The sequence below is a fragment of the Planobispora longispora genome, from assembly GCF_016863135.1.
GTDB lineage: Bacteria > Actinomycetota > Actinomycetes > Streptosporangiales > Streptosporangiaceae > Planobispora > Planobispora longispora.
In genome coordinates, this window is sequence record NZ_BOOH01000023.1 from 127,315 (window position 1) to 147,688 (window position 20,374).

Here is a 20,374-nt window from a genome sequence, read left to right on the forward strand (position 1 = left end):
CTTTCCCAGGATCCTGCGGAGCATCCGGCCGCCGCGTCAGACGCGGCCGGGACGTCAGACGGTGAGCCAGCGGTTGCGCGGGCGGATGGCGCCGCGGTGGTACAGGGCCTGCGCGGCGCGGCGGGCCAGCAGGCCGAGCTGGTCGTCGGTCAGCGAGACCGGGGTGGCGGCCAGCTCCGCGCGGAGGATCCGGGTGACGTCCTCCAGGAGGGACGGATCGTCCGGACCCCGCGGGGCGGGCGCGATCTCGCCCCGGTGCAGGGACCGGTCCGCGGGGTCGACCGCCACACCGCAGACCCAGCAGACCGTCTCGGCCTCCAGGGCGGAGTCGATGCGAGGACGATGGTTGAAGACGAACGTTACGGACATCTCGGTCACACCTCACCATCAGGGTAACCGGGTCGCCCGGAAATCTCCCGGCCCGCGGCCGCGGACCGGACGTCCGCACCGGGCCGGGTCCCGGGCGGCCGCCCTGGACCGGAACCTCAGAGGCGGTCGTGCTTGGCGATGGCGCGGCCGATGACCAGGCGCTGGACCTGGTTGGTGCCCTCGACGATCTGCAGGACCTTGGCCTCGCGCATGTGACGCTCGACCGGGAAGTCCTCCACGTAGCCGTAGCCGCCGAGCACCTGCACGGCGTCGGTGGTGACCTTCATGCACATGTCGGTGGCGAACAGCTTGGCCATCGCCGCCTGCGTGCCGTACGGCCGCCCCGCGTCGCGGGCGCGGGCGGCGTCGAGGTAGAGGGCGCGCGCGGCGGCGATCTGGGTGGCCATGTCGGCCAGCATGAAGCCGACGCCCTGGAAGTCGACGATGCGGGAGCCGAACTGGCGGCGCTCCTTGGCGTAGGAGGCGGCGGCGTCGAAGGCGGCCTGGGCCAGGCCGACGGCGCAGGCGGCGATGCCGAGCCGGCCGCCGTCCAGGGCCGCCATCGCGATGCGGAAGCCCTCCCCCTCCGCGCCGATCAGCGCGTCCGGCGCGAGCCGTACCCCGTCGAAACGGACCTGGGCGGTCGGCGAGGACTTCATGCCCATCTTCCGCTCGGGCTCGCCGAAGGACAGCCCGTCGGCTCCGGCGGGCACGTGGAAGCAGGAGATGCCGCGGGCCCCGTCGGCGGAGGTGCGGGCCATGAGCGTGTAGAAGTCGGCGGCGCCGCCGTGCGTGATCCAGGCCTTCACCCCGTCCACGGCGTAGCCGTCGGCGTCACGGACGGCCTTGGTGGTCAGGGCCGCGGCGTCGGACCCGGAGTGCGGCTCCGACAGGCAGTAGGCGCCCAGCAGCCGGCCGCCGAGCATCGCGGGCAGCAGGCTCTCGCGCTGCGCGTCCGTGCCGTAGGCGGCGACCGGGAAGCACGACAGCGTGTGCACCGACAGGCCGAGGCCGACCGCCAGCCAGCCCGCGGCGAGCTCCTCGATCACCTGCAGGTAGACCTCGTACGGCTGCGCCGCCCCGCCGTGCTCCTCGGGGTAGGGCAGGCCCAGCAGCCCGGCCGCGCCGAGAGTGGCGAACACCTCGCGCGGGAAACGCCCGGCGGACTCGTCGGCCGCCGCCCGGGGCGCGACCTCCTTGCCGATCAGGTCACGGACCAGGTCCAGCAGGTCGTGGGCCTCGGGGGTCGGAAGGACACGCTCGACGGGCATCGCCGCACACTCCAGATCATGGCGTGGAACAAAGAGGACGGGGTGACCGGGATCGCCGGTCACCCCGATTGTGGCATCCGACCCGATTGTGACATCTGCCAGACGTCGCGGGCGTCACGGAACGCTCTCGGGCGCTCCCCCGGAACGGTCCGGGATCTCAGATGACGACGAGCTCCCGGGGACGGTGGTTGACCCGCTCGCCGCCGCCTTCGGTGCAGATCAGGATGTCCTCGATGCGGGCGCCGTGCGTTCCGGGCAGGTAGATTCCCGGCTCGACGGAGAAGGCGAAGCCCTCCTCCAGCGGCTCGGTGTTGCCCGCCACGATGTACGGCTCCTCGTGGCTCTCCAGGCCGATGCCGTGGCCGGTGCGGTGGATGAAGTACTCGCCGTACCCCTCGGCGGCGATCACCTCGCGGGCGGCGGCGTCGATCTCCTCGCACGGGACGCCGGGCCGCACGGCGGCGCAGGCGGCCTCCTGGGCGCGCTGGAGCACGTCGTAGTACTTCTGGAAGCCGGCCGGCGGCTCCCCGACCGAGTAGACCCGGGTGGAGTCGGAACGGTACCCGCTGGGCATCCGGCCGCCGATGTCGACCACCACCGGCTCACCGGCCTGGATGACGCGGTCGGACAGCTCGTGGTGCGGGCTGGCGCCGTTGGGCCCCGAGCCGACGATGACGAAGTCGACGGTCACGTGCCCGGCGGCGAGGATCGCCTCGGCGATGTCCGCGCCGACCTCGCGCTCGGTCCGCCCGGCCTTCAGGAGGTCGGGGACCTGCGCGTGGACGGCGTCGATCGCCGCGCCCGCCTCGCGCAGGGCGGCGATCTCGGCGGGACTCTTGCGCATGCGCAGCTCGCGCAGGACCGTGCCGGCCAGGACCTGCTCGGCGCCGGGGAGCGCGTCACGGAAGCGCAGCGACTGCATCGCCCACATCAGGTCGGCCAGCCCGACCTTGCCGACCTTGCCCAGGCGGGCCGCCACGACGGCGTAGGGGTCGTCGGTCTCGTCCCAGGCGACGAACTCGACGCCGAGCCGCGAGGCCGGGGAATGCTCGGCCGCCGGCAGTTCCAGCCTCGGCACCATCATGAAGGCGTCGCCCCGCGCGGGCAGCACCAGGCAGGTGAGCCGCTCCAACGGCAGCGCCTCGTAGCCGGTGATGTAGCGCAGGTCGGGGCTGGGGGTGAGCAGCAGGGCGTCGAGCCCGGCGGCGGCGGTCGCCTCCTGGGCGGCGGCCAGGCGGGCGACGGGGTACAGGTCAGAGGACTCCTTTGTCACGTGGACCAATCTAGTGCCGCGCCGACGGCTCCGGGATCACCATGAGCCGGACCGGTGATCCCGGGCGGGATCCCCAAGGGTTGGCAGTTGAGCGAACACGTCACTACACTCCGTGTAATGGCGCTCACGTTTTGTCGGCCGTCCCGCCGGCAGAGCGTCCGATCAGCCCGCAATCCCTCCCGCCCCTCCCTCAGGACGGGACCACCACCCCCATAGGCGAGCCGCAGGCATCCTCCACCGGTATCCCGCTTCTCCGGCGTGCCGGCGGCCACGCCCCCCGGTACGAACGAGGAACGACCATGCAGACCGTACGCCCGATCCTCCCCGGTCTGGCGATCGTGACATCCTCGGCGGTGGCCGGGTGAACGGTCCGGTGCCGCCGGGCGCGGCCCGGACGATGCGGCGGCCCCACGACGAACCGGGCGAGCCCGTCCCCGCCGAGAACGTCCTCCTCAACGCCCGCCTCGCCCTGGCCGAGCAGACCGCCTCGGACTCCCGGCGCATGCTGCTGGAGGTCAGCGAGCAGGCCGCCGCGGAGCGGAACGTGAGCGCCGCGCTGCGCGACGCGATCATCCCCGGCGCGGGCGCCCACGTCGACCTGCCCCACGCGCGGGTCATGGCGCGCTACGTCCCGGCGGGGGCCGGGGCCGGTCTGGGCGGCGACTGGTACGACGCCGGTTCCCTGCCCGACGGCCGGGCGGTGCTGGCCATCGGCGACGTGGCCGGGCACGGTCTGCCCGCGCTCGCCCGGATGGCCCAGCTCAGGCACGCGCTCGCCGGGCTCGCCATGAGCGGCGCGCCTCCCGGCCGGCTGCTGTCCTGGCTCGACGACCTGGTCGTGCACCGGATGCCCGAGACGACCGCGACCGCGATCGTCGGCCACCTCGACCCGGACACCTCCGTGTTCACCTGGGGGCAGGCCGGGCACCCCGCGCCGATCCTGGTCCGCGACGGGACCGCCACCCGGCTCGCCCCGCCGCAGGGGGTGCTGCTCGGGGTCGGCGCGGGCCTGCCGTACGAACCGGCCGAGGTGCGCCTGCGGGAGGGCGACCTGCTGCTGCTGTTCACCGACGGTCTGGTGGAGCGGCGCGGCCGCGACATCGACGAGGGGGTCGCGCTGGCTCTGGAGGCGGCGGCCCGGCTGCCCCGCGGCGGCGGCCTGGACGCCGGGCTGAACCAGATGATCGAGGCCGTGTGCGGAAGCGCCCCCGAGGACGACGTGTGCCTGCTCTCGGTCGAGATCCTCGGCTGACGGCCGCCGGGCGCCAGGGTCTCGGCGGGGGGCGTTCAGCTCCACCGGGCGCCAGGGTCTCGGCGGGGGACGTCCGGCTCCGCCGGGCGTTGCGATCGGCGCGCGGATTGTCGGCGTCGCTTGGTTGAATGGGGGTCATGCCCGGACTGATGATCCTTGACACGCCGTCCCTCTACTTCCGCGCGTTCTACGGGGTGCCGGAGTCGGTCACCGCCCCCGACGGAATGCCGATCAACGCGGTCCGCGGGGTCATCGACATGATCGCCTCCCTGGTCCGGGAGCACTCCCCCGGCGAGCTGGCCGCCTGCATGGACGCCGACTGGCGGCCCGCCTTCCGGGTGGCGGCCATCCCCTCCTACAAGGCCCACCGGGTCGCGGCCGAGGGCGGCGAGGAGGTCCCCGACACGCTCTCCCCGCAGGTGCCGGTGATCGAGCAGGTGCTGGACGCGGCGGGGATCGCCCGGGTCGAGGCGGCCGGTTACGAGGCCGACGACGTCATCGGCACGCTCACCGCCCGCGCCTCCGGCCCGGTGGACATCGTCACCGGCGACCGCGACCTGTTCCAGCTGGTGGACGACGCCCGGCCGGTCCGCGTCCTCTACACGGTGCGGGGGATCAAGAACATCCAGCCCGTCGACGAGACCGTCGTCGCCGAGCGGTACGGCATCCCCGGCCGCTCCTACGCCGATTTCGCCGTCCTGCGCGGCGATCCCAGCGACGGGCTGCCCGGCGTCGCCGGGATCGGCGAGAAGACCGCCGCCTCGCTGATCACCCGGTTCGGCTCGCTCGAAGCGCTGCTCAAGGCCGCGGACGACGAGAGCGCGGAGAGCGGCCTGACCAGGGGACAGCGCTCCAAGCTGGCCGCCGCCCGCGACTACCTCGCCGTCGCCCCCGCGGTGGTCCAGGTGGTCCTCGACGTGCCGCTCCCGGAGCTCGCGGAGCCCGCGCGGCTCACCCTCCCGGCGGAGCCCCGCGATCGGGAGGCGCTGGAGGCCCTCTCCACCCGGTACGGCCTGAGCGGCCCGCTCAAGCGCCTGTCCGACGCCCTGTCCTGGAGCGCCTGAGCCGGACGGTCCCGGGTGACGTCCGGCGTTCACCGCCGGCCGGTGGCGCCTACCTGCGTCAGGCGGTGGGGAAGGGGCCCTGGTACTCGGTGTAGTCGGAGACGCCGTCGCCGTTGAGGTCGACGCGCACCTCGTCGGTGTAGCCGTCGCCGTTGTGGTCGAGGTAGACCACGTCGGTCACGCCGTCGCCGTCGGCGTCGTAGCGCTCCTCGTCGGCCACGTAGTCGCCGTCGGTGTCGATGAGCTGGACGTCGGTGCCGCCGTCGCCATCGGTGTCGTAGTAGTCGGTGGTGGTGACGTAGAACTCGCTCATCGGGGTTTCCCTCGTCCTTTTCGTTCGTGCCGGTTCGTCAGATAAGAGGGGCGTTCCGGCCGGATGGTTACAGCGACTTCCACGATTTTTTCGCAGCCCGTCCCCGCCGGGCGGAGAGGCGGCGGGACCGGCTCATCCATCCTCCCCGCCCAGGATCAGGGCATCCTCGGCTGACCGCCGCCCTGCTCCAGCCACTCGCGGGGCGACACCGGGATGATCTCTCCCTGGATGAGGGCGCGGCTGAGCGCGGTCAGCTTGAGCTGGTGCGCGCGGGCATAGTCGCGCAGCAGCACGAACGCCTCATCGGGGGTCACCCCCAGCTGCCCGGCCAGCAGACCCTTGGCCTGCTCGATCAGCACCCGGCTGTTCAACGCCAGGCGCAGTTGCCCGGTGACGGTCTCGTGGTGGCGCACCGCGCGCCGGTGCGCCAGGCCGATGGCGGCCGCCTGGGCCAGGTCCCCGGCCAGACCGGCGGTCGCGGCCTCCAGCGGGAGCGGGACGGTGTGCAGCAGGATGAGCGCGCCGACGGCCTGGTCGCGACAGCCCATGGGCAGCGCGTGCACGGCGGCGAATCCGGCTGCCGCCGCGGCCGAGGCGAAGTTCGGCCAGCGCCCGGCGGCGGCCGCGAGATCGGGGCAGCTCACGGGGGTCCGGCCCTGGTGGGCGTCCAGGCCGGGACCTTCCTGGTACTTGAGCTGGGACAGCCCCACGATGCGGGCCGGCTCGCTGGAACCGGCCACCATGCTGAGCGGGCCGGCGGGATCGGCCAGCAGCACCGCGCACGCGGTCACCTCCGCCACTTCGGCTCCGTGGCAGGCGAGATTGTCCAGGTAATCGACGATGTCGAAGTCGTCGGCCAGAGTGTCGGCCAGTTCTATGAAGATGCGGCCCATGCGCCGTCCGGGGTGCGCCATCTCCTCCTCCCCGCGTCTGCCGCCGCGTGAGGCAGTCCCCTGCCCTGCAATCAGCTTTTCAGACGAAACTCTCCCTGGGAGGGGGTTAAGCCTGTATCCCCGGACGAGGTTGAGCGACCCCCGGCGCATGGGCCGGCACGGCCGGAGCGGAGAGGCCGGGTGGGGCTATCCGGCCGAACAGGTGGGGACGGGCGGGTTGTTGACGCCGTTCCAGGAGGCCAGGAAGCCGAAGGCGGCCGAGCCGCCGGGGGGCAGGTCGCCGTTCCAGCCGAGGCTGCGCACGCTGACGGCGGGACCGCTCACGCTCAGCGTGCCGTTCCACATCTGGCTGATCCGCTGGCCGTCGGCGAAGGCCCACCGGACCGTCCAGGCGCTCATCGCGGCGGTCCCGGTGTTCTCGACCGTGACCTCGCCCTGGAAGCCGCCCGGCCACTGGCCGATGTTCTTGAACGTCGCCGTGCACCCGCCCACGGGCGTGACCGTGGGGGTGGCGGTGGGGGTCACGGTGGGAGTGACCGTGGGAGTGACGGTGGGCGTCGGGGTGGCGCCGGACAGGAGGTCCGCCAGCGCCGGGTACCACCGGTCGGAGATCTTCTGGTTGCCCGCCTCGTTCGGGTGCACCCCGTCATAGGTGTCGGTGGCCGTGTCGAATCCCGTCCACTGGTCGACGACCACGACCGGCGACTGCGGGGTGGAGACGGCCGAGGCCCAGGCCGGGATCGCGTCGTTGAGGTTCACGGCCCGCTGCCCGCACTCGGCGCAGGTGGCCGGGTTCATCGGAATGATCTTGGCGACCAGGATCCTCATCGCGGGGTTGCTCGCCCGCATCTGGTTCACCAGTGTGGTGTACGCGCTCAGGATCGTCGCGGGCGGGATGTTGCTCCACACGTCGTTGGTGCCGAAGTGCATCATCACGATGTCGGGCCTGGCGGCCGCCAGCCAGGCGGGCAGCTGGTTCTGGCGGGCCACGCTGGTGGCCAGGAAGCCCCCGTGGCCCTCGTTGTCGCCGTCGTGGGCCACCCCGCAGCCCTGCGCGGGCAGGGTCCCGACGAAGTCGATGTCGGTGTGACCGGCGTTCTGCAACCTGTTCCACAGCAGGGCGCGCCAGCAGCCCGGGGATCCGGTGATCGAATCCCCCAGGGGCATGATCCTGACGGTGGCGGCGCTGGCCGGTGCGGCGGTCAGGACCACCGCTCCCGCGGCCAGCGCCAGCAGCGCCGCCAGAAAAGCGCTGATCCTCTGCATCGTCTGCTCCCGTCGTCGGCTGCGCAGATCGTAGGAGCGGGCCGTGCGGACGGGAAGGCGGACGATCATCGGGCGCGCGCCACCTGCGGCGTCGCCGGAGCCGGCGTGTAAATTTCAGGATCGGGAGCCGGAGACGGCGGGGCGCCTCCCGCCGGCCGCACCTCCCCGCCGGCCGCGCCGTACGGCCGCCGCGATTCAGGGAACGGCCCCGCCGGATCGTCAGGCCAGGCGGCCGAGCGCCTCCTTCGCCTCGGCGGCCACCCCTCGGCGGGCGCCCTCCTCGCCGAGTTCCAGGACGTGCCGGAGGGCCAGGCCGTAGGCGTGGACGAAGGCGTGCTCCGCGGGGAGGTCGATGTCGGGCACGATCCCGGTGCCCTCCCAGTTCGTCCCGGTGACCGGGTTGATCGCCCGGCCGCAGGGCACGGCGGACTTCAGGTGGGCGCCCACCCGGTAGCGCACGCCGGGGTGGGCCCCTCCCCTGGTGCGCTCGCCGACGACGGTCGCGCGCTTCCTGCTCTGCAGGTCGTAGGCGAACTCCTCGGCCCCGGAGAACGTGAACCCGCTGGTGAGCACGTAGACCGGCTTGTCCGCGCCGAACCGCGGCCCCGGCACGAAGGGCAGCGTCCAGAACTGGGCGGTGCTGTCGCCCGGGCGGTCGTAGATGTCGTTGAGGTGGGTCGGCTCGTCGAACAGGTAGCTGCACAGCAGCGCGACCATCCCCGGGTCGCCGCCGCCGTTGCGGCGCACGTCGACGATCAGCGCGTCGTTGAAGGCCACCAGGTTCATCGCGGCGGTCGCCGCCTGCCCGGCGATGCCGGGGTCCGCCATCTGCCGGATGTCGAGATAGCCGACGTTGCCCTCGAGCCGTTCGACGCGCGCGAAGCCGTGTCCGCCGAGCTGGGTCTCGGCGCGGTAGAGGGCCAGGTCGAAGAACTCCTCGGCATCCTGCTCGGGGATCGGGTCGACGCTGTGCAGGAGGCGCAGGTGCTTGTCCCCGTTGACCGACTGCAGGTCCTCGGTCACCGCGGCGGCGAAGTCCTCGTCGCGGTCCAATTCCGCGTAGCGTCCCTCGGCCAGGCGGGCGCGGAGCACGTCCGCGATTTCCCGGGCCGCATCGGGGAAGACGTAGTACCTCAGCAGCTGGGCGCAGAGGATGTCAATGTGAAGGGATCGGTCAGCGTTGGTCACGATCGATGACCCTATGGGGCATTCAGTGGAGATGACGAGTCGATTACCACGTCGTTCAGGGTGTCCGATAGGGGCGGCACGTCAGAGAACGGTAGGTTGATCGCCGTGCCGTACGCGAGCATTAAAGTGTCCGGGGAATCCCGTCTGCGCCTCGACGATGGTTTCGAGCGCATCCGCCGGGAGCTGAAGCTGCCGGAGGAGTTCCCCCGTAGCGTGATCGACGAGGCCGAGTGGGTGGCCGAGGTTCCCCGGCTGCCCCGGCTCGACCGGACCGACCTACCGCTCATCACCATCGACCCGCCCGGCTCCATGGACCTGGACCAGGCCATGCACCTGGAGGAGCGGCCCGGCGGCTACCGCGTGTGGTACGCCATCGCCGACGTCGCGGCGTTCGTCCGCCCGGACGGGGCCATCGACCGCGAGGCGCGCCTCCGGGGTGAGACCGTCTACCTGCCCGACGGGCGGGTCCCGCTGCACCCGCCGGTCCTGTCGGAGGGCGCGGCCAGCCTGCTGCCCGGCCTGACCCGGCCGGCCGCCCTGTGGTGCGTGGACCTGGACGCCGAGGGCCGGACCGTGGGCGCCGACGTGACGCGGGCGCTGGTGCGCAGCCGCGAGCGGCTCGACTACGACTACGTCCAGACGGCCGTCGACACCGGGACCGCGGACGGCACGCTGCGGCTGCTGGCCGAGATCGGCAGGCTGCGCCTGGCGCTGGAGCGGGACCGGGGCGGGGTGGCGCTGCCCACCCCCGAGCGCGAGGTGATCCCGGACGGGGACGGCTACCGGGTGGCGGTCCGGGCCCCGCTGGCGGCCGAGGAGTGGAACGCGCAGATCTCGCTGCTGACCGGCATGGCCGCCGCCTCGATGATGCTGGATGCCGAGATCGGCCTGCTGAGGGTGCTGCCGGCCGCCCCGGCCGAGGAGGTCGCCCGGGTCCGGCGGATGGCCGCCGCCCTGGACATCCCGTGGCCGGAGGAGGCCCCCTACGGGGAGGTCGTGCACGGTCTCGACCCGAAGACCCCCGGGCACGCCGCCTTCCTCCAGGAGTCGGTGGTGCTGCTGCGCGGGGCCGACTACGTGGCCTTCAACGGCGAGCCTCCGGCCGAGGCCGCCCACGCCGCGGTGGCGGCGCCGTACGCGCACGTGACCGCCCCGCTGCGCAGGCTGGCCGACCGCTACGCCTCAGAGATCTGCCTGGCGATCGCCGCGGGCGAGCCGGTGCCCGAGGAGATCCAGCGGGTCATGGTCGAACTGCCGGAGGTCATGCGGGCGACCGGGCGGCGCGCGAGCGCGGCGGCGCGGGCGTGCGTGGACCTGGTGGAGGCGTTCGTGCTGCGTGAGCGGGTGGGCCAGACGTTCGACGCGGTGGTGATCGACGTGGACGGGGAACGGCCGGGCGGTCAGGTGCAGATCGACGAGCCCCCGGTGGTGGCCCGCTGCGACGGCGGGCGGCTCCCGCTGGGCGACAGGGTGCGGGTGCGGCTGACGCGCGCCGACCCGGCCACCCGGGAGGTGCGCTTCACCCTCGCCTGATCACGCCCTGCGGCCGCTCCCGCCCGGTCGGGCGCGCCGAGGCTCCCCGATCTCCGCCCGGTACGGCCGAGGCCGCGTCCGGACTCTCCGGGCGCGGCCTCGCCAGCGGGGCGGGAACCTTGTCGGGGTGCTCCTTTCGCGGGCGGATCGGACGTGGACGGACCTTCGTTGGGAACGACCCGGTGGAGATGATTCTTCTGGGGTGGGCTCCAACGGTTCGTGACATGAAAAATTTCCGTCCGCGCCCCCGGGAAAACAGACGACACGGTTACGTTCCGCACACCTTCCGTCACACGGGATTGACCTGACGGTCAGGTGGCCGGCGGGTCAGCCGACCGAGGAGTAGGCCACCACCCCGCGCCGGAGCGCGTCCATCGCCTTGCCCGCGCTCTGCCTGACCTTGCTGTCGCGCGGCGAGGCGTCGGAGATCTGGCCGAGCAGGTCGAGCAGCTGCTTGACCCAGCGCACGAAGTCGCCCGCGGCCAGCTCGGCGCCGTTGACCCCGTCGCTGAGCACGGCGTCCAGGGTGTGGCCCTTGGCCCAGCGGAAGGCCGCCCAGGCGAAGCCCGCGTCGGGCTCCCGGGTGAAGGACAGCCCGTGGTCGCTCTCGATCGCCTCCAGGTCGGCCCAGAGGCGGATCATGGACGCCAGCGCCTGCTGCGCGCCGCCCGCGGGGATGCGGGGCTGGCGCGCCTCGTCGCCCTGCCGGGACTCGAAGATCAGCGAGGACACGCACGCGGCCAGCTCGGCGGGGTCGAGATCGTTCCAGAGCCCGGCCCGCAGGCATTCGGCGGTGAGCAGGTCCAGCTCGGTGTAGAGCTGGGACAGCCTGCGGCCCTCGGCGGTGACGGCCTCGCCGTCGAGGTAGCCGAGCCGGTCCAGCACCGCGCAGACCTTGTCGAAGGTGCGCGCGATGACGTGGGAGCGGCCCTCGACCCGGCGGCGCAGCCCCTCGGTCTCGCGCAGCAGCTTGTAGTAGCGCTCGGCCCAGCGGGCGTGGTCTTCCCGCTCGTCGCAGCCGTGGCAGGGGTGCCGGCGGAGATCCTTGCGCAGGCGCAGGATCTCGTCGTCCTCGACCGCGTGGTCGCGAGCCCGCTCGGGCTTGCCGAGGTCGCGGTCGCCGATCTTGGCGTGCATGGAGGAGACCAGGTTGGCCCGTTCCTTGGGCGAACGGGCGTTGAAGTGCTTCGGGATGCGCATGTGCTCGACCGGCTCCACCGGGACCGGGAAGTCGGCCGGCGACAGTTTCTTGACCTGCTTGCCGATGGTCAGCACCAACGGGGAGGGGCCCTCGCCCCGGGAGTTCAGGCCCGGGTCCAGCACGACCGCCAGGCCGGCCCGGCGGCCGCCGGGGATGCGGATGATGTCGCCCGGCCGCAGCGCCTCCAGCGAGCGCAGCGCCTGGAGTCTGCGCGCCGCGCCGCGCTGGCGGGACAGCTCGGCCTCGCGGTCCGACAGCGCCCTGCGCATCGCGGCGTACTCGGGGAAGTCGCCCAGGTGGCAGGTCATCGCCTCGCGGTAGCCCGCCAGCGCCTCCTCGTGCCGGCGCAGCTGCTTGGCGATGCCGACCACCGCCCGGTCCGCCTGGAACTGCGCGAAGGAGGACTCCAGCAGGGTTCTGGCCCGCTCCCTGCCGACCTGGCCGACGAGGTTGACGGCCATGTTGTAGGAGGGGCGGAAGCTGGAGCGCAGCGGGTAGGTGCGGGTGCTGGCCAGGCCCGCGACGTGCAGCGGGTCCATGCCCGGCTGCCAGAGCACCACCGCGTGGCCCTCGACGTCGATGCCGCGGCGCCCGGCCCGGCCGGTGAGCTGGGTGTACTCGCCGGGGGTGAGGTCGGCGTGGGTCTCGCCGTTCCACTTGTCGAGCTTCTCGATCACCACGGACCGGGCGGGCATGTTGATGCCCAGGGCGAGGGTCTCGGTGGCGAACACGGCCTTGACCAGGCCGCGGGTGAACAGCTCCTCGACGACCTCCTTGAAGGTCGGCAGCATGCCCGCGTGGTGGGCCGCCAGGCCGCGCTCCAGGCAGTCGCGCCATTCGAGGTAGCCGAGCACGGCCAGGTCCTCGTCCGGCAGGTGCGCGGTCCGCTCGTCCACGATCTGCCGGATCTCGTGGCGTTCGTCGTCGGTGGTGAGCCGGATCCCGGCGTGCAGGCACTGCAGGACGGCGGCGTCGCAGCCGGCCCGGGAGAAGATGAAGGTGATCGCGGGCAGCAGGCCGTCGGCGTCGAGCCGCTCGATGGCCTCGGCCCGGTTGGGCGGGCCGGGCCTGCGCGGACGCGCGTAGCCGCGGCGGCCCCGGCCGTAGGCCTGGCGCTCCTCGTCGCGGGCCATCCTGAGCAGGTTGGGGTTGATCAGCGGCCTGCCGCCGTCCTCCTCGGTGAGGAAGAGGTCGTAGAGACGGTGGCCGACGAGCATGTGCTGCCAGAGCGGGACCGGGCGGTGCTCGTCGACGATGACCGAGGTGTCGCCGCGCACGGTGCCGAGCCACTCGCCGAACTCCTCGGCGTTGCTGACCGTGGCCGACAGCGCGACCAGCCGCACCGACTCGGGCAGGTGGATGATCACCTCTTCCCAGACGGCCCCGCGGAACCGGTCGGCCAGGTAGTGGACCTCGTCCATGACCACGAAGCCGAGGCCGGCCAGGGTGCCCGACCCGGCGTACAGCATGTTGCGCAGCACCTCGGTCGTCATGATGACGATCGGCGCCTCGCCGTTGACGCTGTTGTCACCGGTGAGCAGGCCGACCTTGGCGGCGCCGTACCGCTTGACCAGGTCGTTGTACTTCTGGTTGGAGAGCGCCTTGATCGGGGTGGTGTAGAAGCACTTGCGGCCCTCGGCCAGCGCCAGGTGGACCGCGAACTCGCCCACGACGGTCTTGCCCGACCCGGTGGGAGCGGCCACGAGGACCCCGTCGCCCGCCTCCAGCGCCCGGCAGGCGTCGAGCTGGAACTCGTCCAGTTCGAAGTCGTACAGAGCCCGGAACGAGGTCAGCGCCGGCCCGCTCTCGGCCTGGCTCTGACGGAAGGCGGCGTAGCGTTCCGCAGGCGTCGTCATGGCTTCAGCCTACCGATATCGCAATTCCGGTCCGTCCGGCGCGTGCTCAGCGTGCCGGGTAGCCGCCGAGGCCGTGCTCCGGCAGATCGAAGGTGAGTCGGGGCGCGGCGAGGGGTGCGACCGGGGGCGCGTCAGCTCAGGACGCGCAGGGCTCCGGGGACGGCCTCGCAGGTGAGGGGGGTCGGGCCGATGCGCTCGCCGTCGGCGTAGGCGATCGCGTCCGGAGCCTCCAGCGTCACCTTCCTGGCCCGCCGCATGGTGACCAGGGGGTGGCCGGCGTGGGTGCCCCGGTAGACCTTGGGGAAGGCGCGCAGGAACCGGCCCCGGGGACCGGCGTCGATGATCGTCACGTCCAGCAGGCCGTCGTCGGGCAGCGCGCCCGGGCAGACGCGCATCCCCGCGCCGTAGGAACGGGTGTTGCCGATCGCGACGAGCATGGCCTCGCGCTCGATCACCTCCCCGTCGAGGTCGATGCGGAACGGGATCGGGGTGAAGCTCCGCAGTTCCTGAACCATCGCGACCAGGTACTTGGCCATGCCGGGCGGCCAGGACAGCCGGTTGGCCCGCTCGTTGACCCGGGAGTCGAAGCCGCAGCACAGCACGCTGGCGAACCACTCGTCCTGGCCGATCCGCGCGGCGTCGACCGTACGGCACCGGCCCCGCGCCACCACGTCCGCGGCGGCGAGCGCGTTCTTCGGCAGGCCGAGGGCGTCGGCGATGTCGTTTCCGGTCCCGGCCGGGATGATGCCCAGCGGCACGTCGGTGCCGGCCACCGCCTGGACGGCGAGGTGGACCAGGCCGTCCCCGCCGAAGGCCACCAGCGCGTCGGGCCCCTCGGCGACGGCGGTGCACGCGCGCTCCAGGGCGTCCTGGGCGGACTCCCCCAGGATCACCGATACTTCGGCGCCGTCCCTTCGGAGGCGCTCCAGGACCGGGGCGAGCAGGCCGCGCGAGCGGCCGCCACGGGCGGTGGGGTTGACGAGGACGGCGATCTCTCCGGACACAAAACGGAACTTATCGCCTATCTGGCCCGGTCAGCATCGCTCGTATTCAAATCGAGAGAAGAGTCGTCATCCGGAAGGTCCGTGACACTCGAGATCTCAGATGCCTCATCATCCGACAAGTGGGAGAAGTCATCGTCCTTGCGGCGCCTGTCCCGCAGGTACATGATCCCCTCAGCGAGGGCGAACAGGACCACCATCGGCAACGCCAGCGCCAGCATCGAGAACGGGTCGGTGCTCGGGGTCGCGACCGCCGCGAACAGGAACATGATGAAGATGACCATGCGCCGGTGCTTGGCCACCGTCGCGTGGGACAGCACGCCGATCACGTTGAGGAACACCATCAGCAGGGGCATCTCGAAGGAGATGCCGAAGATGACGAGCATGACCAGCGCGTAGCTGAGGTAGTCGTCCATCTCCAGCAGCGGCACGGCGTTCCCCGGCGCGAAGCCGAGCAGGATCGCCAGGCCCTTGTCCATGACGAAGTAGGCCAGCGCCGTACCCGCCAGGAACAGCGGGATCGCCAAGCCGAGGAAGATGATCGAGTAGCGCTTCTCGTTGCGGTAGAGACCGGGCGTGACGAAGGCCCAGACCTGGTAGAGCCAGAGCGGCGAGGAGACCACCAGGGCGAACATCGCCGCGACCTTCAGGTTGACGAGGAACGCCTCGAAGACGCCGCGGATGGCGAACGTGCACTCGCCCTCCCGGAGGATCTGCGAGGCCTCCAGGCTGCAGTAGGGCGCGGTGATGAAGTCCCAGATCGGATCGAAGAAGACGAATCCGACGATGATGCCGGCCACCAGCCCCAGCAGGGCGATGACGATCCGGTTGCGCAGCTCACGGAGGTGCTCCATGAGCGGCATGCGTCCCTCGGCCGCGTCCTCGGGTGACACGGACCCGTTACGGCCCGGCTTGGGCCATTTCAGCAGTGCCATTCGTGAATCCCGGTCCGAGGAGTGAGGTGATCAGGTTATGTCCGCAGCCTACTGCTGCTTCTGGACACCCGCCTGCGCGCGCAGCTTGGCGGCCTGCTCTTCCAGGGCCCGGGCCTGCTCCTCGGCGGAGGGCTCGGCGACCGGGGCCGGAGCGGCGATCGGCTGCGGGGTCACGGGCGCCTGCTGGGGCTGCGCCTGCACGACCGTGGCGGTGACCTCGTCGTCGTCGCGAAGCTTGGAGGTCTCCGCCTTGAAGATGCGCAGCGACCGGCCGATCCCGCGCGCCGCCTCCGGCAGCTTCTTGGCGCCGAACAGCAGCACCAGGATCACGCCAATGATGATCAGTTCAGTAGCTCCGATACCGGCGGGCATGGCACATCCTTAACCAGACGAAGTGCAATCTCAGTGCCGATCGTACGCTGCCGCGGACGCACTCTCATCCCTTCAGCGTCCGAATCGTCCTTTTACTCGCAACGAATCCCGTCCGTACGTGCTCCGGAAATCAGCGGTAAAGATTCCGTACGGGGTCAGGCCACCGGTTCGCGAGGCCGTAGCGGGGAACGGCGCGGCCCGCGGGGCCCCGGCGGGCCGGATCAGGAGACCGACTCGTAACGGTTCAGCGCCGCCGCCGCGGCCTCGCGCACCGCCCCGGCCAGCGAGGGCGGCGAGACGACCCGGCCGGTGTCGCCCAGCCGCAGCGCCAGCCGGAGCAGCCAGCCCTGGTCCCGGGCGCGCAGCGCCACCCGCAGGCGGCCCTCGCCGAGCTCCTCGACGCCCTCGCAGGGGTAGTACTCCGCCACCCACCGGCCCGCCGCGGTCACCTCCAGCTCCACCAGCTCGTCGGTGGGCGAGGGACGGAACACCCCGGGGGTCACCTCGTCGGGCACCGCGTCCTCCGGCGGGGCCGCGAGCACGTCGAGCACCTCGACCGAGAGCATGCGGTCCAGCCGGAACAGGCGCACCGCCTCGGCCCGGTAGCACCAGCCCGACAGGTAGGAACGGCCGTCCACCACGACCAGCCGCATCGGGTCGACCTCGCGCGGGGTGATCTCGTCACGGCCCGGCACGTAGTAGCGCAGCGACAACCGCCGGCCGCGCCGCAGCGCCTCGTTGACGACGGGCAGCGCGTCGGAGACGGCGCCGTCCACCTCGACGGCGACCTGGCTGCTGATCGCGGCGGCGCCCTCCCCCGCGGCCTGCTCGAACTTGGCGATCACCCGCGAGAGGGCGTCCCGCTCGCCGAACTCCGGCATCTCGGACAACATCCGCAGCGCCACCAGCAGCGCGCTCGCCTCGTCCACGCCCAGGCGGAGCGGGCGGGCGATCGTGTCGGCGTTGTCGATGACGATCTCGCCGCCGTCCCAGGAGACGTCGATCAGGTCGCCGGGGGTGTGACCGGGCAGCCCGCACATCCACACCAGCTGCAGGTCGTCGATGAGCTGCTTCTCGGTCAGCCCGAAGATCTTCGCGACCTCGGGCACCTGCGCCCCCGGATGGGACATCAGGTAGGGGACCAGGGCCAGCAGCCTCGGCAACCGGTCGGCCGTGCTCATCGGTCGCTCACTCCGCTCACCAGTCCGTCGTCCGCCACGCGGCCCGCTCGTCCCCCACGACCCACTCCGCTCACTCCGTCGGGCCCGATCCGGCTCATCGGTCGCTCACCACTCCATCATCCGCAGCGCCGTACCGGATCATGCCAGAACTCCCTTCAGCCGGCGGATCACCGCGTCACGGGCGTCCGGCGGCCCGACCACCACGGCGTCGGCGGCGAACCCGGCGACCCATCCGGCCAGCCGTTCGGGGTCGGCGAAGGTGATCTCCAGCTCGTCCCAGCCCTCACCCGCGGGCCGTACGGCCCCCGCCACCTGGCGCAGGCCCTGGCAGGCGCCCTCGCGGACCCGGATGACGGCGGTGCGCCGCTGGACCGGGCCCTCGTCGCGGGGGGCGACCATCGCCTTGACGTCGACGTCCTCGGGCACCGTCACGGTCCCGGGGCGGCCCGCCGGGACGACCGGCCCGCTGATCCGGCTGAGCCGGAAGACCCGGGGCGCCTGACGGTCGCGGTCGTGGCCCACGACGTACCACTTGCCGCGGCGGCTGACCACGCCCCACGGCTCGACCGTGCGGGTCAGCACGCTCTCCCCGGCCGCGACCCGGTAGGGGAAGCGGACCGGGTGCCGGTCGCGGACCGCCTCCCAGAGCGCGGGGAAGGCGGGGTCCTGGGTGTCGACCCGCAGCTCCAGCGCGCCGCCGAGCATCCCGCCGGTCTCGTCGGTCTCCACGCCCCCGGCGCGCAGCTTCAGCAGCGCCCCGCTGGCCGCCTCGGCCAGGCTCGCGCGCTGCCACACCCGGGCGGCCAGGCCCACCACGGCCGCCTCGTCGGGCTCCAGCGTGATCTCCGGCAGCTCGTAGGCCTGGCGGACGATCCGGTAGCCGGGATCCTCCTCCCAGGGGTCCTTCTGGACCTCGATCGGGATGCCGATCTCCCGCAGCTCGTTCTTGTCCCGCTCGAACATCCGCTGGAAGGCCTCGTCGTTGGCCGAGTCGTAGCCGGGCACCGCCTGGCGGATGTGCTCGGCGGTCAACGGCCGCCGCGTGGCGAGCAGGCAGATCACGAGGTTCAGCAACCGCTCGGTCTTCCGGCGCGACATCCGGCCTCCCTCCCTGTTCAAATGACGCTACTCTGCCCCCGTGATCAGATGGCGCAGGGGCGAGGTGTTGCGGATCCGGCGCGAGTGGCCGGGGGCCGTGGAGCTCGACGTCCGGACCGAGGAGGGCGAGGCGCGCGCGCTCGCCTATCCCGCCCTGGTAGGACGCCCAGAGCCCGGCGACGCGGTCCTGCTGAACACGACCGCGCTCGCGATGGGCCTCGGTACGGGAGGGTACGCCATGGTGGTGGCGATTCCCGACCGATTGCCAGAAGATCCAGACGGACCCGGACATCTGGTAAAGGCACGCTACACCCCGTTGCAGGCCACCGTTCTCGGCGCCGACGAGCAGGACTCCCCGCACCACGAGATCCTGCGGGAGGCCGACTCCCTCGACGGCATGCCGGTTGTGGTCGCCGACCTGCACTCGGCGCTCCCGGCGATCCTGTGCGGGCTGTACGATTCGCGCCCGCGGGCCCGCGTCGCCTACGTGATGCTGGACGGCGGCGCGCTGCCCGCCTGGTTCTCCATGTCCTGCGCCCGGCTGAGGGAGGCGGGCTGGCTGGCCGGGACGGTGACGGTGGGCCAGGCCTTCGGCGGCGACGTGGAGGCCGTCACCACGCACACCGGGCTGCTGGCGGCCCGGCACGTCCTGGAGGCCGACATCGCGATCGTCACCCAGGGGCCGGGCAACCTGGGCAGCGGCACCCGCTGGGGGTTCTCCGGCGTCTCGGCCGGAGAGGCGGTCAACGCCGCCGCGGCGCTCTCCGGCCGCCCGGTCGCGGCGCTGCGGGTCAGCGAGGGCGACCGGCGCGAGCGGCACCTGGGGGTCTCACACCACTCCCTGACCGCCTACGGCCGGGTCGCCCTGGCCCCGGCCCTCGTCGCGGTGCCGGAGCTGCCGGGCGACTTCGGCAGCCGGGTGGCCGAGCAGGTCCGGCCGCTGGGCGGCCGGCACGAGCTGGTCCCGGTCCCCGTGGACGGCCTGCACGAGGCGCTGAAGGGTTCGCCGGTGCGGCTGTCCACCATGGGCCGGGGGCTGGACGAGGACCCGGCCTACTTCCTGACCTCGGCCGCCGCCGGCAGGCTGGCGGCCACGCTCCCGGCCCCCGGGGAGCCCCCGGAGGCGGAGACGCCCGCGGGAGCGTCGTAGAAGTCCTTGAAGGTGAAGGCCTCCGGGGTGGGGCCTTCCCGCCGGAGCAGCTCCAGCCGCTCCATCCCCTCCGCCAGGGAGGGGATGTACCCCTCGGGGATCCACCACATCACGGAGTACGGCTCCGCCACGCGCAGGAACCACTCCCTGCGCCGCTGCAGCACCGGCAGGTGGGCGCTGCGGTAGACGAAGTTCCACAGCTCCTCGCGCGACGCCCAGACCGAGAAGTTGATCACCAGGTGGTCGCCGTAGTCGTGGTCGACCGTCTCCCGGGGGTCGTCGCCCGCCTTGAGCCGCCACACGAAGCCGGGCGCGGCGTCGGAGAGCTCGTTGATCGGTTCGAGGAGGTCGACGAAGTCGGCGAGCTCGGGGGAGTCCAGGGGCGCCCGCAGGTGGGCGACGTTCAGCTGTGCCAGGTGCATGACATCAGCAGACCATCCCCGCGCCTTCTATGTCAATTCTCATTATTTATAGAGAGGCTCACGCAGCACTCCCCCGGTCTCGGGTCCAGCCGGGCCCGCGCCGGATCCTGACCGAGCCCCTCCAGCAGCCCCTGGCAGAGCGAGAGGTTCATCGAGCACACCAGCAGCGGATGCTGCTCGGCCAGCACGTGGAACGGGCAGTTGCGCAGCCGCAGGCGTCCCTCCTCCTCGTAGGGCTCGTAGCCGCGCCGCCGCAGCGTCTCCTCCAGCTCCTCCCCCGGCTCCACGCGCTCCGCGAGCCTGCCGCCCGCCCGCCGCGCGGCCTCCTCCGCCCGCTCGTCCCCGCCCAGCAGGTCCACCGCCTCGGCCAGCACCAGCGCGAGCGTGCGGTAGTCCCGGGCCGGGACGCTCACCTGCCACTCCCCCGGCGCCCGCCGGTAGACCTTCGCCGGGCGCCCGCTCCCCGGCCCGGTCTTCTCGCCCAGCCGCTTGAAGCCCGCCTCCAGCAGCCCGGCCTCGACCAGCTTGTCCAGGTGGAACGCCGCGAGCGTGCGCTGCACCCCGGCCGCCTCGGCGGCCTCGTTGCGCCCGACCTCGCGCCCCTGGGAGATCACATATTCGTAGACCGCCCGCCGTACCGGATCGTTCAGGGCCGCCACCACGCCGAGGTCATCGCTGCTCACAGCCGCGAGTCTAGGCCGTGCCGGATCCCGTACGGCGAGCGGCGGAACCGGAT

Annotated in this window: 19 protein-coding genes; 4 read left to right on the forward strand and 15 right to left on the reverse strand. The window is 72.5% G+C overall.

Features of this window, described 5'->3' with window-relative positions:
* Nucleotides 1-54: 54 nt before the first annotated feature.
* From Plo01_RS16415 to Plo01_RS16425, 3 genes are all read right to left on the reverse strand, one after another.
* The gene (locus tag Plo01_RS16415; protein ID WP_203891455.1) at nucleotides 55-369 is read right to left on the reverse strand and encodes a hypothetical protein; all 315 of its coding nucleotides are present in this window, start codon (nucleotides 367-369) and stop codon (nucleotides 55-57) included.
* 116 nt (nucleotides 370-485) lie between these two features.
* A complete protein-coding gene (locus tag Plo01_RS16420; protein ID WP_203891456.1) occupies nucleotides 486-1,640 on the reverse strand; it encodes an acyl-CoA dehydrogenase family protein in 1,155 nt (384 codons plus the stop codon).
* A gap of 157 nt (nucleotides 1,641-1,797) precedes the next feature.
* Nucleotides 1,798-2,913 carry a M24 family metallopeptidase gene (locus Plo01_RS16425; protein ID WP_239316459.1) on the reverse strand — a complete coding sequence of 372 codons (1,116 nt, stop codon included), beginning with the start codon at nucleotides 2,911-2,913 and terminating at the stop codon, nucleotides 1,798-1,800.
* A 361-nt stretch (nucleotides 2,914-3,274) separates the two neighbouring features.
* Between Plo01_RS16425 and Plo01_RS16430 the strand changes: the two genes are divergently transcribed.
* Entirely contained in the window at nucleotides 3,275-4,165 is an 891-nt protein-coding gene (locus tag Plo01_RS16430) for a PP2C family protein-serine/threonine phosphatase (RefSeq protein ID WP_239316461.1), read from the forward strand.
* Between the two features lie 137 nt (nucleotides 4,166-4,302).
* The gene (locus Plo01_RS16435; protein WP_239316463.1) at nucleotides 4,303-5,229 is read left to right on the forward strand and encodes a 5'-3' exonuclease; all 927 of its coding nucleotides are present in this window, start codon (nucleotides 4,303-4,305) and stop codon (nucleotides 5,227-5,229) included.
* 58 nt (nucleotides 5,230-5,287) lie between these two features.
* On the opposite strand, the gene Plo01_RS16440 is transcribed toward Plo01_RS16435, so the two are convergent.
* The 4 genes from Plo01_RS16440 to Plo01_RS16455 all read right to left on the reverse strand — a co-directional run bounded on the left by Plo01_RS16440 (nucleotide 5,288) and on the right by Plo01_RS16455 (nucleotide 8,889).
* Entirely contained in the window at nucleotides 5,288-5,542 is a 255-nt protein-coding gene (locus tag Plo01_RS16440; RefSeq protein WP_203891457.1) for a hypothetical protein, read from the reverse strand.
* A gap of 155 nt (nucleotides 5,543-5,697) precedes the next feature.
* Nucleotides 5,698-6,456 carry an ANTAR domain-containing protein gene (locus Plo01_RS16445; protein WP_203891458.1) on the reverse strand — a complete coding sequence of 253 codons (759 nt, stop codon included), beginning with the start codon at nucleotides 6,454-6,456 and terminating at the stop codon, nucleotides 5,698-5,700.
* A 165-nt stretch (nucleotides 6,457-6,621) separates the two neighbouring features.
* Nucleotides 6,622-7,701 carry a cellulose binding domain-containing protein gene (locus Plo01_RS16450; protein ID WP_203891459.1) on the reverse strand — a complete coding sequence of 360 codons (1,080 nt, stop codon included), beginning with the start codon at nucleotides 7,699-7,701 and terminating at the stop codon, nucleotides 6,622-6,624.
* 219 nt (nucleotides 7,702-7,920) lie between these two features.
* Nucleotides 7,921-8,889: a S41 family peptidase gene (locus Plo01_RS16455; RefSeq protein WP_239316465.1), complete on the reverse strand. Its 969-nt coding sequence runs from the start codon at nucleotides 8,887-8,889 to the stop codon at nucleotides 7,921-7,923.
* A gap of 126 nt (nucleotides 8,890-9,015) precedes the next feature.
* On the opposite strand from Plo01_RS16455, the gene Plo01_RS16460 reads away from it, so the two are divergent.
* Complete coding sequence (locus Plo01_RS16460; protein ID WP_239316467.1) at nucleotides 9,016-10,422, forward strand: RNB domain-containing ribonuclease; 1,407 nt, start codon at nucleotides 9,016-9,018, stop codon at nucleotides 10,420-10,422.
* Nucleotides 10,423-10,749: 327 nt separating this feature from the next.
* Here the strand turns inward: Plo01_RS16460 and Plo01_RS16465 are convergent, their stop codons facing one another.
* The 6 genes from Plo01_RS16465 to Plo01_RS40280 all read right to left on the reverse strand — a co-directional run bounded on the left by Plo01_RS16465 (nucleotide 10,750) and on the right by Plo01_RS40280 (nucleotide 18,066).
* On the reverse strand, nucleotides 10,750-13,479 hold the full coding sequence (locus tag Plo01_RS16465; protein WP_203891461.1) for a DEAD/DEAH box helicase: 2,730 nt from the start codon (nucleotides 13,477-13,479) through the stop codon (nucleotides 10,750-10,752).
* 131 nt (nucleotides 13,480-13,610) lie between these two features.
* On the reverse strand, nucleotides 13,611-14,483 hold the full coding sequence (locus Plo01_RS16470) for a diacylglycerol kinase (RefSeq protein WP_203891462.1): 873 nt from the start codon (nucleotides 14,481-14,483) through the stop codon (nucleotides 13,611-13,613).
* Between the two features lie 17 nt (nucleotides 14,484-14,500).
* The gene (gene tatC / locus Plo01_RS16475) at nucleotides 14,501-15,415 is read right to left on the reverse strand and encodes a twin-arginine translocase subunit TatC (RefSeq protein WP_203891463.1); all 915 of its coding nucleotides are present in this window, start codon (nucleotides 15,413-15,415) and stop codon (nucleotides 14,501-14,503) included.
* Nucleotides 15,416-15,463: 48 nt separating this feature from the next.
* Nucleotides 15,464-15,787 carry a Sec-independent protein translocase subunit TatA gene (tatA, locus tag Plo01_RS16480; protein WP_203891464.1) on the reverse strand — a complete coding sequence of 108 codons (324 nt, stop codon included), beginning with the start codon at nucleotides 15,785-15,787 and terminating at the stop codon, nucleotides 15,464-15,466.
* 221 nt (nucleotides 15,788-16,008) lie between these two features.
* Nucleotides 16,009-16,968 (reverse strand): helix-turn-helix transcriptional regulator, encoded by a 960-nt coding sequence (locus tag Plo01_RS40275; RefSeq protein ID WP_239316471.1) that lies wholly within the window; start codon nucleotides 16,966-16,968, stop codon nucleotides 16,009-16,011.
* A gap of 138 nt (nucleotides 16,969-17,106) precedes the next feature.
* Nucleotides 17,107-18,066, reverse strand: coding sequence for a helix-turn-helix transcriptional regulator (locus Plo01_RS40280; RefSeq protein ID WP_239316473.1), 960 nt, complete (start codon nucleotides 18,064-18,066; stop codon nucleotides 17,107-17,109).
* Between the two features lie 40 nt (nucleotides 18,067-18,106).
* On the opposite strand from Plo01_RS40280, the gene Plo01_RS16490 reads away from it, so the two are divergent.
* Nucleotides 18,107-19,216 (forward strand): DUF3866 family protein, encoded by a 1,110-nt coding sequence (locus tag Plo01_RS16490; protein WP_203891465.1) that lies wholly within the window; start codon nucleotides 18,107-18,109, stop codon nucleotides 19,214-19,216.
* On the opposite strand, the gene Plo01_RS16495 is transcribed toward Plo01_RS16490, so the two are convergent.
* Both Plo01_RS16495 and Plo01_RS16500 read right to left on the reverse strand, forming a co-directional pair.
* Nucleotides 19,120-19,638 (reverse strand): DUF3291 domain-containing protein, encoded by a 519-nt coding sequence (locus Plo01_RS16495; RefSeq protein WP_203891466.1) that lies wholly within the window; start codon nucleotides 19,636-19,638, stop codon nucleotides 19,120-19,122. The genes Plo01_RS16490 and Plo01_RS16495 overlap by 97 nt on opposite strands.
* Before the next feature lie 32 nt (nucleotides 19,639-19,670).
* On the reverse strand, nucleotides 19,671-20,321 hold the full coding sequence (locus Plo01_RS16500) for a helix-turn-helix transcriptional regulator (RefSeq protein WP_203891467.1): 651 nt from the start codon (nucleotides 20,319-20,321) through the stop codon (nucleotides 19,671-19,673).
* Nucleotides 20,322-20,374: the final 53 nt, after the last annotated feature.

Coding starts and splice junctions, on each gene's coding strand:
- tatA (WP_203891464.1), bottom strand. CDS start 15,787: ATGCCCGCCGGTATCGGAGCTACTGAACTGATCATCATTGGCGTGATC.
- Plo01_RS16435 (WP_239316463.1), top strand. CDS start 4,303: ATGCCCGGACTGATGATCCTTGACACGCCGTCCCTCTACTTCCGCGCG.
- Plo01_RS16440 (WP_203891457.1), bottom strand. CDS start 5,542: ATGAGCGAGTTCTACGTCACCACCACCGACTACTACGACACCGATGGC.
- Plo01_RS16415 (WP_203891455.1), bottom strand. CDS start 369: ATGTCCGTAACGTTCGTCTTCAACCATCGTCCTCGCATCGACTCCGCC.
- Plo01_RS16495 (WP_203891466.1), bottom strand. CDS start 19,638: ATGCACCTGGCACAGCTGAACGTCGCCCACCTGCGGGCGCCCCTGGAC.
- Plo01_RS16420 (WP_203891456.1), bottom strand. CDS start 1,640: ATGCCCGTCGAGCGTGTCCTTCCGACCCCCGAGGCCCACGACCTGCTG.
- tatC (WP_203891463.1), bottom strand. CDS start 15,415: ATGGCACTGCTGAAATGGCCCAAGCCGGGCCGTAACGGGTCCGTGTCA.
- Plo01_RS40280 (WP_239316473.1), bottom strand. CDS start 18,066: ATGTCGCGCCGGAAGACCGAGCGGTTGCTGAACCTCGTGATCTGCCTG.
- Plo01_RS16450 (WP_203891459.1), bottom strand. CDS start 7,701: ATGCAGAGGATCAGCGCTTTTCTGGCGGCGCTGCTGGCGCTGGCCGCG.
- Plo01_RS16465 (WP_203891461.1), bottom strand. CDS start 13,479: ATGACGACGCCTGCGGAACGCTACGCCGCCTTCCGTCAGAGCCAGGCC.
- Plo01_RS40275 (WP_239316471.1), bottom strand. CDS start 16,968: ATGAGCACGGCCGACCGGTTGCCGAGGCTGCTGGCCCTGGTCCCCTAC.
- Plo01_RS16445 (WP_203891458.1), bottom strand. CDS start 6,456: ATGGCGCACCCCGGACGGCGCATGGGCCGCATCTTCATAGAACTGGCC.